This window comes from Microbacterium phyllosphaerae (assembly GCF_050628115.1).
Classification (GTDB): Bacteria; Actinomycetota; Actinomycetes; order Actinomycetales; family Microbacteriaceae; genus Microbacterium; species Microbacterium phyllosphaerae_A.
Genome location: NZ_CP192502.1, coordinates 550,700 through 564,772 on the forward strand (window position 1 = coordinate 550,700; position 14,073 = coordinate 564,772).

10 protein-coding genes are annotated in these 14,073 nt (G+C 70.1%); 4 read left to right on the forward strand and 6 right to left on the reverse strand.

From position 1 onward, the window contains the following. Positions 1-22: 22 nt before the first annotated feature. Entirely contained in the window at positions 23-1,402 is a 1,380-nt protein-coding gene (locus ACQ4LY_RS02480; protein ID WP_431074411.1) for an MFS transporter, read from the forward strand. Positions 1,403-1,447: 45 nt separating this feature from the next. Then, on the forward strand, positions 1,448-3,202 hold the full coding sequence (locus tag ACQ4LY_RS02485) for an aldehyde dehydrogenase family protein (RefSeq protein ID WP_431074412.1): 1,755 nt from the start codon (positions 1,448-1,450) through the stop codon (positions 3,200-3,202). Between the two features lie 38 nt (positions 3,203-3,240). Here ACQ4LY_RS02485 and pip read toward each other — a convergent pair whose 3' ends face one another. After that, entirely contained in the window at positions 3,241-4,203 is a 963-nt protein-coding gene (gene pip, locus ACQ4LY_RS02490) for a prolyl aminopeptidase (RefSeq protein ID WP_431075739.1), read from the reverse strand. Positions 4,204-4,205: 2 nt separating this feature from the next. Next, the gene (gene ypfJ / locus ACQ4LY_RS02495) at positions 4,206-5,090 is read right to left on the reverse strand and encodes a KPN_02809 family neutral zinc metallopeptidase (protein ID WP_431074413.1); all 885 of its coding nucleotides are present in this window, start codon (positions 5,088-5,090) and stop codon (positions 4,206-4,208) included. Between the two features lie 51 nt (positions 5,091-5,141). On the opposite strand from ypfJ, the gene ACQ4LY_RS02500 reads away from it, so the two are divergent. Then, positions 5,142-6,131 (forward strand): malate dehydrogenase, encoded by a 990-nt coding sequence (locus ACQ4LY_RS02500; RefSeq protein ID WP_431074414.1) that lies wholly within the window; start codon positions 5,142-5,144, stop codon positions 6,129-6,131. Between the two features lie 52 nt (positions 6,132-6,183). Beyond that, positions 6,184-6,654, forward strand: a complete 471-nt coding sequence (locus ACQ4LY_RS02505) for a recombinase family protein (RefSeq protein WP_431074415.1) — start codon at positions 6,184-6,186, stop codon at positions 6,652-6,654. Positions 6,655-6,691: 37 nt separating this feature from the next. Here ACQ4LY_RS02505 and ACQ4LY_RS02510 read toward each other — a convergent pair whose 3' ends face one another. Genes ACQ4LY_RS02510 through ACQ4LY_RS02525 form a run of 4 tightly spaced genes read right to left on the reverse strand, consistent with a single transcriptional unit; the run spans position 6,692 to position 14,029 of the window. Then, positions 6,692-7,450: a hypothetical protein gene (locus tag ACQ4LY_RS02510; protein ID WP_431074416.1), complete on the reverse strand. Its 759-nt coding sequence runs from the start codon at positions 7,448-7,450 to the stop codon at positions 6,692-6,694. Next, positions 7,447-11,421 (reverse strand): type VII secretion protein EccCa, encoded by a 3,975-nt coding sequence (gene eccCa / locus ACQ4LY_RS02515; RefSeq protein WP_431074417.1) that lies wholly within the window; start codon positions 11,419-11,421, stop codon positions 7,447-7,449. The genes ACQ4LY_RS02510 and eccCa overlap by 4 nt, the downstream gene beginning before the upstream one ends. Next, positions 11,418-12,668: an FHA domain-containing protein gene (locus ACQ4LY_RS02520; RefSeq protein WP_431074418.1), complete on the reverse strand. Its 1,251-nt coding sequence runs from the start codon at positions 12,666-12,668 to the stop codon at positions 11,418-11,420. The genes eccCa and ACQ4LY_RS02520 overlap by 4 nt, the downstream gene beginning before the upstream one ends. Continuing rightward, entirely contained in the window at positions 12,665-14,029 is a 1,365-nt protein-coding gene (locus ACQ4LY_RS02525) for a hypothetical protein (protein WP_431074419.1), read from the reverse strand. The genes ACQ4LY_RS02520 and ACQ4LY_RS02525 overlap by 4 nt, the downstream gene beginning before the upstream one ends. Positions 14,030-14,073 lie beyond the last annotated feature (44 nt).

A 14,073-nucleotide genomic window follows, 5' to 3' on the forward strand; every position in this document is an offset into this window, starting at 1 on the left:
CGCGCACCGCTACACTGGCGCGATGAGCACCGCGGCTCGGCCTGAACGAGCATCCGCCCGCCTGTCCGCCCGCACGGTCGCCCTGTACGCGATCGGCTCGCTCGGCACGGGCGGCTACGCGACCCTCCCGGGGCTCGTGCTGACGTACTTCCTCACCGACAACCTCGGTGTCGCGGCCCTCGCGGCCGGCCTGATCGTGACCGCGGCCAAGATCTGGGACGTCATCATCGACCCGCTGATCGGTGCGGCATCCGATCGCCAGCAGGCGCGGACGGGCTCCCGTCGCGGCTTCATGGTCGTGGGCGCCCTCACGCTCCCGCTGTTCTTCGCGCTCACCTTCGCGGTGCCTCCGTCGTGGGGACCGACAGCTGGCGCGATCTGCGTGCTCCTCGCGTTCCTCGCGACGGCCACGTCGTTCAGCCTGTTCCAGGTGCCCTACGTCGCCCTGCCCGCCGAGCTCACCTCGGGATACGACGAGCGCACCCGCCTGCTCGGGTGGCGCGTGGTCGTGCTCACCGCAGCGATCCTGCTCTTCGGCGCCGGCGGACCCGAGCTGCGCCGAGCGGGGTCGGACCCGGTCGCGGGATACCTGCTGATGAGCGTCGTCGCGGGTGTCACGATCGGCGTCGGCATGCTCATCGCCTCGCGCACGGCGGATGCTGCCGCGCACCGCCCCGACGAGGCCGTACGCCCCATGCTCACGGCGCCGGCCGGAGTCCGCGAACAGTATGCCGCGGGCGTCCGCACCCTGCGCCGCAGCCAGCCCTTCCGCGCGCTGCTCGGCACGTTCCTGCTGCAGGCTCTGGCGACGGGCACCATGCTCGCCGCCGCACAGTACGTCGCCACCTGGGTGCTGCGCAGCGAGGACGCCGTCACGCTGGTGTTCCTGACGCTCGTCGGCCCCGCGCTGGTCGCCACCCCCGTCTGGACGGTCGTCGCGCGGAGGATCGGCAAGGAGCGGGCCTTCGCCATCGCGAGCATCCTGTTCACTGCTGCCGCTGCGACCCTCGTCCTGGCCGCCTGGATGCCCGGAGCCTGGATGTACGGCGCGATCGGGTTCGCCGGCATCGCGTACGCCGGGTTGCAGTCTCTGCCGATGGCGATGCTCCCCGATGTCATCTCCCACGACGAGCGGGCCAGCGGCCGGGGCCAGGCAGGCACGTTCACGGGGGTATGGACGGCGGGCGAGACCGTCGGATTCGCCCTCGGCGCCACCGCGGTCTCGCTCACCCTCGCGGCGACCGGGTACGTGTCGACCGTCGCCGGGGCGACGGTCGAGCAGCCGGACGCGGCGATCACGGGGATCGTGCTGAGCTTCAGCATCCTTCCCGCACTCCTGATGGCGGCGAGCCTGCTGACCCTCGGCCGATATCGGCTGCGTCGCGCCGACATCGACGCGTGAGCGGGTGCCCGGCCTAAGCTGGGATCCCGTCCGAAGGAGACGCCGATGACTTCTGCGACCACGCCCGCCGCCAAGACGGCGACCACCGACCTGCCGGAGGGTGAGCGCGAACGCCTCGACGCCGCGATCGCCGAGCTCCACGTCGGCAGCCGCACGTGGTCGGCCCTGACCCTCGCGCAGCGCGTCACCCTGCTGCACGGGGTGCGCACGAGCGTCGCCGCGACGGCCGAGGACTGGGCGAACACCGCCGCTGCCTCCAAGGGCCTCGACGGCCGGCATCCGCTGCGCGGCGAGGAATGGCTCAGCGGACCGTACAGCGTCCTCGGCGCCCTCGATGCGGACATCGAGACCCTCTCGCGCCTCGCGAACGGCACCAATCCGCTCGACGGCGTCAAGATCGACCGGGCTCCCGGCGGACGCTCTCGCGTGCACGCCTTCCCCCTCACCGGCATCGACCGGTTCCTGCTCTCCGGCTACACGGGCGAGGTGTGGTTGGAGCCTGGGATCACCCCGAACGGCGCGCGGGCCGCGGCCGGCCTCGCCCAGCGCACGCCGTCGGAGTCCGGCGGCGTGGGGCTCGTGCTCGGAGCCGGCAACATCACGTCGATCCCCGTGCTCGACGTGCTCTACGAGCTGCTCGCGCACAACCGCACCGCACTGCTCAAGGTCAACCCGACCCAGGATGCTCTCGTGCCGGTGTACAAGCGCGCATTCGCCCCGCTGATCGCCCTCGGCCTGCTGCGCATCGTGCGCGGAGGACCCGCGGTGGGGGTGTACCTGACGGGTCACCCCGATCTCGCGCACGTGCACATCACCGGTTCCGCCGCGACGTTCGACGCGATCGTCTGGGGCACGGGATCGGCCGCCACGCGTCGGCGCCGCGAGAATCGGCCGCAGCTGAAGAAGCCCATCACCGCCGAGCTCGGTGGAGTGTCGCCGATCATCATCGTGCCCGGCGACTGGACGCCCGCCGACCTCACCTATCAGGCCGAGCATGTCGCGACCATGCGCCTGCAGAACAGCGGCCACAACTGCATCGCCGGCCAGGTCGTCATCATATCGTCGGATTGGGCTCAGGCCGACGACTTCCGGGCGGCCCTGCGTCGCGCCTACGCCAACGCCCCTGAGCGGCAGATCTGGTATCCCGGCTCTCCGTCGCGGATGGACCTCGCGACGCAGGCCTACCCCGATGCACTCGTGCTCGGCGACCGCCTGCTGGTCGAGATCGAGCAGGGCGACGACCCCACAGCACTGCAGAGCACCGAGTACTTCGCTCCCGTCCTGGGCGTCGTCTCGATCGCCGGCACCGGGCAGGAGTTCCTCGACTCCGCGGTGGCCTACGCGAACGATCGGCTGCAGGGCACTCTGGGCGCCAACCTGCTGATCGCCCCGTCGACTGAGAAGACGCTCGGCGCCGGGTTCGACCGTGCCATCGCCGCGCTGCGCTACGGCTCGATCGCGATCAACGGATGGACAGCCTTCGGCTTCATCACACCGACCCTGACCTGGGGGGCGTTCCCCGGCAGCACGATCGACGACGTCGGCAGCGGCATCGGGGTCGTCCACAACGCGCTACTGCTCGACGGCGTCGAGCGCTCGGTGATCCGCGGCCCCTTCCGGCCGTTCCCGCGCTCGCTGCCGATCCTCAACGGCGGTGGGCGCCTCACGATCCTCCCGAAGCCGCCGTGGTTCGTGTCGGCACGCACGGGTGCCGCGGTGAGCGAGGGCCTCACACGGTTCCGCGCGAACGGCGGGATCATCGGGCTGCTGAAGACGCTGACGCAGGCGCTGCGCGCCTGAGGCGCCCCGCCTCTGAACACCCCGTCCGAGGCGCGGTCTCAGCTCGCGAAGCGGTCGGTCGCCGCGCGCAGTGCCCGCTGGGTGCCGGGTTCGGTGGCCGAGTGGCCGGCGTCGTCGACCACGACGAACTCCGCCTCGGGCCACGCCACATGCAGGTCCCACGCCGTCATCATCGGCGTGCACACGTCATGGCGCCCCTGCACGATGACGGTCGGGATGTGACGGATACTGTCGACTCCCGCGATCAGCTGGCCCTCCGACCACCATCCGCGGTTCACGAAGAAGTGGTTCTCGATGCGGGCGAACGCGGTCGCGGCGCGCGGATCGGACATCGCCTCGATCTGGGCGGCATCCGGTCGGAGGGTGACCGTCGACGCCTCCCACCGCGACCAGGCGACCGCCGCCGGCTCGTGGACGGCCGGGTCGGGGTCGAACAGCCGCCGGTGATAGGCCTCGATCATGTGCGACCGCTCGAGCACCGGGATGGGAGCGAGGAACTCCTCCCACAGATCCGGGAAGAGCGCCGCCGCGCCGCCCTCGTAGAACCACTCCAGCTCCTCCCGGCGGAGCGTGAAGATGCCCCGGAGGATCAGCTCGCTGACGGCCTCAGGCTGCGCCTGCGCATAGGCGAGCGCGAGCGCGCTCCCCCACGATCCGCCGAACACCTGCCACTGGTCGATGCCGAGGTTGCGGCGAAGCAGCTCGATGTCGGCGATCAGGTGAGCTGTGGTGACGAAGCGGAGATCGGCGTCCGGCGCGCTCGCATGCGGGGTGCTGCGCCCGCAGCCGCGCTGGTCGAGCAACACGATCCGATACGCGGCGGGGTCGAAGAACCGGCGCTGCCAGGCGGAGGTGCCGCTTCCCGGCCCGCCATGCAGGAACACCACGGGCTTGCCGTCGGGGTTGCCGCTGACCTCCCAATACATGCGGTGGCCGTCGCCGACGAGCAGCTCGCCTGTCTCATACGGCTCGATCGGCGGATACAGCGCGTCCAGGTCCATCGTCACAGTTCCCCGGGTGCCGCCGTGAGTGGGTCGGCGCACACGTCGAGCCCGTACTTGTAGCCGCTCGCGAACCAGCCTTGCCTCTGCTCGCTCGTGCCGTGCGTGAAGCTCTCGGGGTTCACCGAACCCGAAGACTGCTGCTGGATGTTGTCGTCGCCGACGGTGTTCGCCGCGTTCAGCGCATCCTGGCGCTCGGCCTCCGTCGTCTCCTGCAGGTACGGGACGCCGTCCGGGTCCTTCTCCTGCGTCATCTGCCCGATCCACGCGCCGGCGTAGCAGTCGGCCTGCAGTTCGATGCGCACACCGTTGCTGTCCGGACCCGTGCCGTTGTTCGGATACTGGTCCATCACGCCGGTGATGTATTGAATATGGTGACCCCACTCGTGACCCACGATGTAGAGCTGGGCGAGGTTGCCGGCCGATGCTCCGAACTGCTGCTGCATGAGCTGGAAGAAGGTCGGGTCGATGTAGACGGTCTCATCCGGCGGGCAGTAGAAGGGGCCGACCGCATTCGAGGCGGTTCCGCACGGAGTGGACGTCGCGCCGTCGACGATGATGAGCTGCGGGGCCCGGTACGGGTCGACGTGGTCCTCCCAGTAGCCGTCGAGTGCCAGCTGCGAGCTCGCCACCCGGCAGTCGACGTTCTCGTTGGCGTCCTCGCCGGTGAGGCAGTTCTCGATCACGCTGCCGCCCTCGGGCTCGGATCCGCCGCCGGTGGCTCCCCCGCCGCCGAACAGGCCTGTCAGGTCGATCCCCAGCAGCGGACCCGCGATGAGGGCGATGATGCCGAGCAGGCCCACGCCGCCGGCTCCCGCGACGACGGCGCCGCGGCCGCGTCGGCGGGCGGTGTTGCCGGAGACATCGGCATCTGGGTTGAAGGTCATGCCACGAGGGTACTCTGCGCCGAGGGCTCGTCACGGTCGTAGGCTCGAGTCATGACGACCACGATCACGCTGACCGGTGCAGGTGGACAGATCGGATACGCGCTGCTCTTCCGCATCGCAGCAGGAGACCTGCTCGGGCCCGATGAGAAGGTGCGGCTGCGGCTGCTCGAGATCCCCCAGGGGCTCGGTGCCGCCGAGGGCGCGGCGCTCGAACTGCAGGACGGCGCCTTCGGGCTGCTCGAGCATGTCGAGGTGACCGACGACCCCGCCGTCGGCTTCGACGGCGCCGACCTCGCGCTGCTGGTCGGAGCGCGCCCGCGAGGGCCCGGCATGGAACGGAAAGATCTGCTGGCCGCGAACGCGGGCATCTTCGGCCCCCAGGGAGCGGCGATCGCCGCGCATGCGTCGTCCGATGTGCGCGTGACCGTGGTCGGGAACCCGGCGAACACGAATGCTCTCATCGCCGCGGCATCCGCAGACGGCGTTCCTGCCGAGCGGTTCACGGCGCTCACGCGCCTCGACGAGAACCGGGCGAGGGCTCAGCTCGCGCAGACCCTGGCAGCGCCCGTCGACACCGTGCGACGGGTCCCGATCTGGGGAAACCACTCGGCGACGCAGTTCCCCGACGTCTCGCATGCGACGGTCGGCGGCGTTCCGGTGGCCGATGCCCTCGAGGCCCTCGTGGGCGACGTGCCCGCATGGCTCGACCAGACGTTCATCCCGCGGGTCGCGAAGCGCGGGGCGGAGATCATCCAGGTGCGCGGGTCGTCGTCGGTGGCCTCGGCCGCGAACGCGACGATCGAGCACGTGCGCGACTGGGTGCACGGCACCGATGACTGGACCTCCGCCGGCGTCGTCTCGCACGGCGAGTACGGGGTTCCCGCAGGGCTGATCTCGTCGTTCCCGGTGCGCTCGATCGACGGCGAGTGGCAGATCGTCGAGGGACTCGAGGTCAGCGACTGGGCGCGCGCCCGCATCGACGCCTCCGTCGCTGAGCTGGTCGAGGAGCGCGAAGCGGTGCGAGCCCTCGGGATGCTCTGAAAGGTCACCGCGCAGCCTCGGATCAGGGCAGAATGGATGCCGGAGGTGCGCGATGAGCGAGACGATCGATCCCATGAAGGCGACGGCATCCGTCGACGAGGCCCTGACGAGTCCGCTGCACCTGCCGCATGCGGCAGCGGAGTGCCCGAAGTGCTTCACCGAGCTGCAGCAGAACCGCGATTTCTGGCTCGCCCGACCAGACGGCTCCCGCCTTGTCGGACTCGTCGTCTCGCGCGAGGGCATGCCTTCGGTGGTCGAGCAGCGCGACGACCTCACCCGGTTCGGTGTGCCGATCGAGGGGTTCCGTCACCCCTCCCCCGACATCCTCGAGAGCTGGAGCGACCGGCTCTCACGCCTCATCGGCACGCTGAAGACAGGCGACGTGCTCGTCGTCGCGAACATCCACGCTCTGGGCCGCGACGCCGACGAAGGCGCCCGCACCGCCAAGGAGCTGCGCCGTCACGGCATCATCGTCAAGGTGCTGAGCCACAACGCACGCCACCTGGCCGACGCCGCGCGCTGACGCCCGTCACGGGCCTCCGCATCACTGCGGCCAGGCCTCAGAAGTCTCCGGCCTGAAGGCGCGCGAGCGTCGCCGGGCCGATCTCGGCTCGCGCCGCAGGATGATGCGCGTAGAACGACACGAGCTCGGCGAGGATCACCGGATCACTCGCGAGATCACGAGTCGCCCACGACGAAGGACGCATCGTGGTCGTGCGGACGACGACGCGGTCGCCCTCCAGCGATGCACCCTCGATCTCGTCCCAGGTCGCGCTCACATCGTTGCGCGGGATTCGCAGCTCGAGACCGTCAGGGTGCACCGTCAGACGATGGCGGGAGGGGGGACGGAACCACGAGCGGGCGCCTGCGATGAGCAGGGTCGCTCCGATCACGGGCACACCCAGCAGGGTGAGTAGCGTCATCCGCTCTGCGGGAACCGTGAAGACACTCCATGCCCACCCGGCGACGAGGAGGATTCCCGCCAGGCCGAGAGTGCGCAAGGGCCAGATGATCTGCTCAGCGCCACCGAACACGACGCTCGTTCCGTCCACGACCAGGCGAACGACCCTCATGCGCCCGACTCTGACGTGGGCCACCAGCAGCCAGACGGCGATACCGACGGCCGCTGTGACTCCCGCTCCGAGAACCTTCATGGACGGGGCAGGGTCGGCCACCAGCGTCGCCGCGTAGAAGAGGATCGCGGCAGCGAGCAGGACGCCGAGTGCGATCAGCCCGGTCGTCGACCGACGCTGACCCTGCCATCCGGCGAGACCCGGGACCCAGACGGTCTCGACGGCGAGCTTCTGCGTGCCCGTCACTGGTAGCTCGGCGGCACCCACAGCAGCTGCGCGGCGACCAGGCCGCGATCGCGGCTGACGATCTGCGCGCGACCGGGGATGGCCGGAATCGCCTTGACCTTGCCGATCAGCTGCCCCTCCTCCGGGCTGCCCGAGAGCAGGATGCCGGTGGCGCCCAGGTCGGTCATGCGCTGGATGATCGGGTCGTAGGCCGCACGGCTCGCTCCGCCGGTGCGACGCGTGAGGATCACATGCAGACCGAGGTCGGCCGCCTGCGCGAGCAGCGGGGCGAGCACGGCCACAGGGTTTCCCTGCGAGGTGGATACGAGGTCGTAGTCGTCGATGAGCACGAAGCCCTCGGCGCCCTTCCACCACGACCGTGTGCGCAGCTGATCGGGAGTGACATCTGCGCCGGGGATGCGGCTCTGGAAGAACTGCGCGAGTTCGCTCATGCCGCCCTCCGTCATCTCGTGCGAGGTGAGGTAGGCGCCGAGGTACTCCTGCGGGATCTCTCCGAGCAGCGCACGGCGGTAGTCGACCACGAAGATCTTCGCCTCGGACGGCCCGTACAGGCGAGTGATCTCGTGCACAACTCCGCGGAGCATCGAGGACTTGCCCGAGTCGGCGTCGCCGTAGAGGTAGAGCAACGGCTCTTCGAGGGGGTCGATCGAGAACGGAGCGAGGTTCGCCTCGTCGATGCCGAGGAGGATCTCGCGGGGCTCCGAACCGTCTGCCGTTGCGGCGGCGGCGACGCCGCGCAGGTCGGCGTGACCGATGCGCGAGGGCAGCAGGCGCAGCTTGGGGCCGGCAGGCCCGTGCCACGCCGATGCGACTCGCGCGACGAGATCGTCGATACCGCCCGCGAGCGAGGAGGCCTCGTCGACGCCGTCGATGCGCGGCAGTGCCGTGAGCATCTGCAGGCCGTTCTCGTTCAGACCGCGACCGGGGATCGCGGTGACGTTCTCCGCCGCCTTGCGGTTGACCTCGGAGTCCGTCGGGTCGCCGAGCCGCAGCTCGATGCGCGTGCCGATGAGGTCCTTGATGTTGGCGCGGATCTCCATCCAGCGAGCCGCCGTGATCACGACGTGCACGCCGTAGGTCAGACCGCGAGCGGCGATCGCCTGGATCTGCGGTTCGAGCATCTCGAACTCGGCTCGCAGCGTTCCCCAGCCGTCGACCAGGAGGAAGATGTCGCCGTAGCCGTCATCCGCCAGCCCCTGGGCACGCCGCTGACGATAGGTGTCGATCGAGTCGATGCCGTTCTGGCGGAAGTAGACCTCGCGGGCGTTGAGCAGGCTCGTGACCTCAGCGACCGTGCGTCGCACGATGTCCGGCTCCGAGCGCGTCGCGACGCCGCTGACATGCGTGAACCTCTGAAGGCCGGTGAAGCTGCCGCCGCCGAAGTCGATGACGAAGAACTGCACCTCCTGCGGAGTGTGCGTGAGCGCCAATGCGACCAGTGCCGTGCGCGCGAGAGTGCTCTTGCCGCTGAGCGGCGCACCGACGATAGCCATGTGACCTGCGGCACCGCCGAGGGAGATCGCGAGATTCTCACGGCGCTGCTCGAGCGGCACGTCGACGATTCCGAGCGGAACGGTGAGAGCACCGGCGCCCCGCCACCGCGGCGAGATCAGACCGAGGGCCGGGTCTTCGACGAGGTCTCCGAAGAGCTGGTCGAGCGTGGCCGGGGTCTCGAGCGGCGGCAGCCAGACCTGGTGGGCCGAGGGGCCGCGACCGCTCATCATCTCGACGGCGATCTCGAAGGTGTTGCGCTTCTCTTCGGGCTCGGCGTCGACCACGACCTCGGGCTCGTCGACCGGGGTGTCAGCACGCCAGACCGGAGCCGCGGTGAACAGCTCGACCGCGGTCGAGCCTGTGCTCTGAGCAGAGCCGGTCGCCGCGCGGCGCCTGCGGCGGGGCGGCGGCCCTGACACGTAGGAGGCACGGAACTGGGTCATCGTCTCGGTGTCGGACTTCAGGATTCCGGCACCCGGCTGCGTGGGGAGGTGGTAGGCGTCGGGCACGCCGAGCACCGTGCGCGACTCGGCCGCCGAGAACGTGCGCAGGCCGATGCGGTACGACAGGTGCGTGTCGAGGCCGCGGAGCTTGCCCTCCTCCAGGCGCTGCGAGGACAGCAGCAGGTGCACCTGGAGCGAACGGCCGAGTCGGCCGATGTTGACGAACGTGTCGACGAACTCGGGCTTGGCCGACAGCAGCTCGGAGAACTCGTCCGCGACGATGAGCAGCGCGGGAAGAGGAGCCAGGTCGGTGCGTCCGCCACGACGGGCTTTCTCGTAGTCGGCGACGTTCGCGAACGGACCCGTCGCGCGCAGGAGCTCCTGCCGGCGGACCATCTCGCCCTGCAGCGCGTCCTGCATGCGGTCGACGAGCGAGATCTCCTCGCCGAGGTTCGTGATGATCGCCGAGACGTGGGGCATGTCCGCCATGCCGGCGAACGTCGCGCCACCCTTGAAGTCGACGAGCACGAAGTTGAGCTGCTCGGGCGAGTGGGTCATCGCGAGGGCGAGCACGAGCGTGCGCAGCACCTCGGACTTGCCCGAACCGGTCGCGCCGATGATGAGACCGTGGGGTCCCATGCCCTGCTGCGCGGATTCCTTGATGTCGAGGATCAGCGGACTGCCGTCTTCCGTCTGACCGATCGGCACCCGCAGTCGGTCACGTTCGAGACGAGGAGCCCAGGCCGCGTCGAGGTCGAGATCGCGTACGTCGGGGAGTCCGAGCAGTTCGACGAGCTCGGCCTGATCGGTCGCGCTCTTCTTCTTCGTGATGGTCGTGCCACCGGAGTACAGGGCGATGAGCCGCCGGGCGGTCGCCTCGGCCTCGACGATGCTGATCGCGTCGGCCTCGAAGGGGCGCGCGGGAGCCTGCAGGCTCACGAGCTCGGCGCGGCTGCCCTTGTCTCCGGGCTCGAACGCGATGCGGAGTGCGTTCGGGTCGTCGAGGTCGCTCCACCGGGAGGGAAGGTCGATCACGGTCACGCCCTGCACGCCGTCACCGCTGACCAGCATGTCGTTGAACGACGTGCTGACACCGTCGGTGAGGATCACGATGTGGGGCACCTTGGCGCCGGATCCGTCGCGCGAGAAGCGCGACCGCTCACGCACCTCGGCCGGGAGCATGTCCTCGAGCTCGGACAGCTGCGAGCCGATCATTCGCGCCGCGCCGAGACCGTCCCGGACTGTGCGCGAGTGCGTGTGCGGCATCCACTTGGCCCACTCCCACTGCGGCAGGACCGCGGAGTCTGCGGCGATCACGATCTGCACGATGTCCGGATCGTGCATCGTGGCGAGGTGCAGCAGCATGGCTCGCGCGAGGCCACGCGATTCGCTCTCGTCGCCCGTGATCTCGATGCGCGCGTAGTCGCGCAGGGTGACGCCGAGCGACAGGTTCTTCTGGAGCTCGTGGGTCAGCATGAATCGATGCGCGGCGGATGCCGCGACCGGGTCGAGCTGCGCGAGCGGAGGGAGCTCAGGCGCCTCGAGAGTGATGCACAGCGGCTGGTCGCTCGTGCCGACTCGAACCGTGAGGAAGTCGGGGTCGTTCATCCCGCGCTCCCACACGCGGGTGCGTTCCTCGGCGATGTACGGCAGCGCCGAGGGCGCGGGGAGGTGCCAGTTGGCGGCCCGTCGTTGCTGCCTCGCGGCGACACGCACGGTCTGGCGCAGCTCGGTCAGGTAGGCCAGGTACTCGCGTCGCGAGCCGAGCGTGGCCGCCTGCCGCTGCGACCGCTGACGCCAGCCGTTGACGGCGACGAAGCCCAGCGACGACAGCAGGAACATGCCGCCGGTGAGCAGACCCGTCACCGACTGGTTCGACATGGTGACCATGACGATCGCGCCCACGCTTCCGAGCATCGGCAGGAGGGATCCGAGGATTCCCATGCCACCGTCGTTCGGCTGCAGCTCGGGCGGTGCCTGGACGGGGAGCTTTCCGGAGGGGACGCGGGGCGGCGCGAGGCGGGGTCCTGTCATGCTCTCTCTCCGGCGCTGCTGTCGTTGGCCAGCAGGAGGCTGATGGTGAAGCTGCGGTTTCCGATGCGGACGCGGTCGGCGTCGTCGAGAAGCACCCGCTCCCCCGCGACGAGTTCCGTCATGTGTCCGTCGTCGGAGCGGATGTCGGAACCGTTGGTGGATCCGAAGTCCGTGACCCAGGTGCGGCCTCGGGAGTGCTCGATGCGCAGGTGCGTCTTGGACACCGACGAGTCAGGATCTGTCACGGTGACGAGCCGGTCGTCATGGACGCTGGCCACAGGGGCACGACCGAGGTTCACTGCGACCGGGAGTCCGAGCTGCACCCGCTGACCGGTGTCGAAGATGAGCAGCAGAGCGCCGGACTCGGATGCCGGGGCGCCGGCGTCACCGCCGGACTGCTGCACCGGGGCAGGAGCGACCGTGAAGAGCGGCCGGTCCTCTCCCTGAGGCACGGGGGCGGGCGTCTCGGTGCGGTGCGATGCCGCGCGGGCATCGGTGGGCTCGGAGTCCTCGTCGACCGCCGAGGGGTGCGCGCCCAGCGGCACGACCTGAGGGGGCGCGAGCGGCGCTGCCGCCTGCGGAACCGGCGCAACCGCGGCGACGTCCGCGGAAGCACGCGGAGGAACCGACACCACCACGGTGCCAGCCATCCGGTCGGCCCAGGACTGACGGCGCCCGCCGCGGTCCCAGGCGGTGGACGCGACGACGACCCAGCTGCCCACGGCGACCAGGAATCCCGCACCGGTGACGACGCCTCGCACGAACTGGCGGCCGATGCCGGGAGAGTACGGGCGGTCGGCGCGCGCCGCGCGCAGCCTGAGCACGGCGTTGCCGAGTGTGAGACCCGTGCGGGCTTCGAGCACCCACAGGAAGATCGCGAGCTCGGCGACCGTCAGGCCCGAGAGGAGCATGCTGCGCGTCGTGACGAGCACGATGGCCGCGATGAGGATCACCGCGGCGACGTCGAGGGTGAAAGCCGCGATCCGCTGCCCTGTGCCTGCAGGCGAGCCGACGAACGCGGGCCCCAGACCGTCTGCGGGCTGCCTCGTCCGTGCGCGCGTCGCGACGATCGGCGTGGGTGCGGGAGGAGTGGGTGCGGAGCGCAGCGGTGCGCCGTCGACCCCGGGTGGCGCCGCGATGAGTGCCGGAGGAAGCGCCGGGATCTCGCCCTGCTGAACGGGTCCTGGCTGCACCGGGGGGATCAATCCACCCGCCGGCCAGGGCTGTGGTTCGCCGTTCCCGCTCATCCCGCCATCATTCCACGAACGAGCGACAGCGCATTCGCATAGAGCAGGGCCGCCGGGAGCGCGAGTGCGACGGCGAGCCACTCGAACGCGTCGCCGAATCGCGACCAGACGAGCGAGCTCGCGCCGCGCGAGATCGGGATGATGACAGCGACAGCGGTGAGACCGACGACGAACAGCACTGCCGCCCCCAGCACCTGGAAACCTGCACCGAGGGTGACCGATGCCTGGATGCCGGCGACGACGAACACGACGGCGGCGGCCGCACGGGGCAGCCACCGCAGGATGCGCGACGTGGTGTGCCGTGGAGTCAGCAGAAGCGCGAGGCCGACGCAGACGAGGAGGGCGATGCCCCCGGAGACCACGATCGGGTCGTCGGGCCACTCGCGCAGGAACGCGAGCGGTGTCATCAGCACGGCGACGAGGCTGAGCACAGCAGTGCCGGCGATGAGACGCGCGGAGGAGTCGTCGACGACGTCTGTGATGCGCTCGGGGCGCAGCAGACCCACGGACTCCGGAATGGCTCCGCGCACCGTCCAGCGGCTCGTCATGAAGTGCTTGTAGTCGATGAAGTACCCCTCGGGGAGGTTCACCAGACTGCTCGGCAGAGCACGGAGCCCCAGCGGGACGAGTCCGAGGGAGATCGCCGCAGCCTCGGCCTGCCCCCAGCGGAGCAGCAGAGCGAGCCCCCAGACGGAGGCGAGCACGACGAGCAGCACTGTCGCCGTGCCGGCGGCCGCCCGCATCGGACGTGCGCGTGCGGACACCGCGATCACGGCGGTGGTGATGCCGCCCGCGAGGAATCCGGCGGCTGCGGAGAGGTGAGCACTCGCCTCCAGCCCGGCCGGGATCAGAAGCGCCCCTGCCGCGAACGACAGCAGGATCGGAGCGAGAACGCCGAGGATGCCGCGCACGCCTGCCGCCGAATCCCGACGCGCCCACGCCACCGCTCCGCTGATGGCACCGAGGACGAGCAGCAGCCCGATCAGCAGTCTGAGCAGCGGATCGCCTGCCCCCTGCGCGAAGACTGCGACGAGCAGCAGACCGCTGACGGCCAGCATCCACCATCGGGCGCCGTGATCCGCCCGCGTGGGCGCTGCGGTCGCACCCGTACGACGGGCCTGCGGGGCCAGCGCCGTGCGATCGATGAGCGCGTACAGCCCTCCGTCGATGAGGTCTTCGCACTCGGTCTCACCGGGGATCTCGAAGCCGCCGGGGCCGATCGTCACGAAGCGATCGGCCGTCGACAGCCCACTGAGGACGAGAGCGTCGTCGAGGGTCTCGTCGAACGGAAGCGAGAGATCGAAGCGACGATCCTCGCTCTGAAGAACGATCCGACGCCGCTCTACCGTCTCGATTGCCACACCTGCACCCTATCGACCTGCACGGCCGAAGCCGTGGACTCTCC